General features: G+C 61.4%; 1 pseudogene. It reads right to left on the bottom strand.

Annotated features, from left to right (window positions below):
- A pseudogene (locus AWB64_RS30515) lies at positions 1-1,907 on the bottom strand (YadA-like family protein); the annotation flags it as partial.

The raw sequence follows: 1,907 nt of genomic DNA on the forward strand, positions 1-1,907 counted from the left end.
CCCAACGTGACCGAGTTCTTGGCCGTGCTGTCGTATGCCACGAATGCGTTGGTTGCCTTGCCGTTCGTGTCAACGGTAATACCTGCTGCTGTCAACTGACCCAGATTCACTGCGTCCGTTGCCGTGGTACCGGCCTTCACGTTCGACAACGTCGTGCCGGCCGTGCCGCCGCCCAGCGTAACCTTCGCCTTCGCCGTGGTGTCATATGCCACGAATGCGTTGGTTGCTTTGCCTGCCGTGTCAACAGTCAGGCCTGCTGCCGTCAATTGACCCAGATTCACTGCATCCGTTGCCGTGGTGCCTGCAACCAGGTTGTGAATCTGCGCGCCAGCCGTGCCCGCGCCCAGCGTCACGCCAGTCTTGGCCGTGCTGTCGTACGCCACGAATGCATTGGTTGCCTTGCCGGTCGTGTCGAAGGTGATACCTGCTGCCGTCAACTGACCCAGGTTCACTGCGTCCGTGGCCGTTGTGCCTGCCTTCACGTTTGCCAATGTCGTGCCGGCCGTGCCGCCACCCAGCGTGACCTTGCCCATCGCCGTGGTGTCGTACGCCACGAACGAGTTCGTTGCCTTGCCGTTCGTGTCAACGTTCAAGCCTGCTGCCGTCAACTGACCCAGGTTCACTGCGTCCGTTGCCGTTGTGCCCGCAACCAGGTTGTGAATCTGCGCACCAGCCGTGCCCGCGCCCAGCGTCACGCCAGTCTTGGCCGTGCTGTCGTATGCCACGAATGCGTTTGTTGCCTTACCGTTCGTGTCAACAGTAATGCCTGCTGCCGTCAACTGACCCAGATTCACTGCGTCCGTTGCCGTTGTGCCTGCCTTCACGTTCGTGATCGTGGTGCCGGCCGTGCCGCCGCCCAGCGTGACCTTGCCCATCGCTGTGGTGTCGTACGCCACGAACGAGTTTGTTGCCTTACCCGCCGTGTCAACAGTCAAGCCTGCTGCCGTCAACTGACCCAGGTTCACTGCGTCCGTTGCGCTCGTACCTGCGGCGACGTTCACGATCTGGCGTTGAAATGTTGCCGAACCTACCGAAATCGTGTTGTCACGCGTCGTTAACGACGAAGCGCCAAGAGCCACCGAGAAGTTGTTGGATGCAGTTGCGCCATAGCCCAACGCCACATTGCTGCCCAGGCCTGTGCTGCCCGCCGCCGTCGCGCCGTCGCCCACAGCAACGCCACGGTTGGCTGTTACTTTCGCATTGGTGCCGAACGCTGCGCCATCATAAAGGGCCGAGGAGTTGTAGCCGACCGCGGTTGCGCCCGAATATCCTACGGTACCTGCCGTCGCGCCCGAACCGATCGCGACGCTGTAGCCAGCGTTGGCTTTAGCGTTGTCAGTACCGTCATTCAAGCCATTAATCTCGACATACGGGGACTTGACGTTGCTCGTTGCTGCCGTTAACTGCGCCAGGTTCACTGCGTCCGTTGCCGTGGTGCCTGCAACCAGGTTGTGAATCTGCGCGCCAGCCGTACCCGCGCCCAGCGTCACGCCAGTCTTGGCGGTGCTGTCGTACGCCACGAACGAGTTCGTGACATTGCCAGCCGTATCCACTGCCAGACCCGCTGCTGTCAACTGACCCACGTTGACCGCATCCGTGGCGGCAATACCAGCAGCCATGTTTACAAGGCGGCGAGTATTAGCCTGGTTCTTGATGGTGTACGCAGCGCCTTGTGCGTCGTACGCCGTGTACGAACCCGTGCCGTCGTTACCAATGGAAACGGTGTTCGCCGTGTTTGCCACCGAGCCTGAGCCCAGCGCAACCGCGTCGGCCGCCGACGTGTAAGCCTGCACGCCTACAGCCGTGGAGCTCGCGCCTTTGGCGTATGCGTTCGAGCCAACTGCAATTGATGCAAGTCCTTCTGCACGCGCTACGTCCGAAGGCGGCGTTGAACCCGTAGCGTCACC

This window comes from Caballeronia sordidicola, from assembly GCF_001544455.2.
Taxonomy (GTDB): Bacteria; Pseudomonadota; Gammaproteobacteria; order Burkholderiales; family Burkholderiaceae; genus Caballeronia; species Caballeronia sordidicola.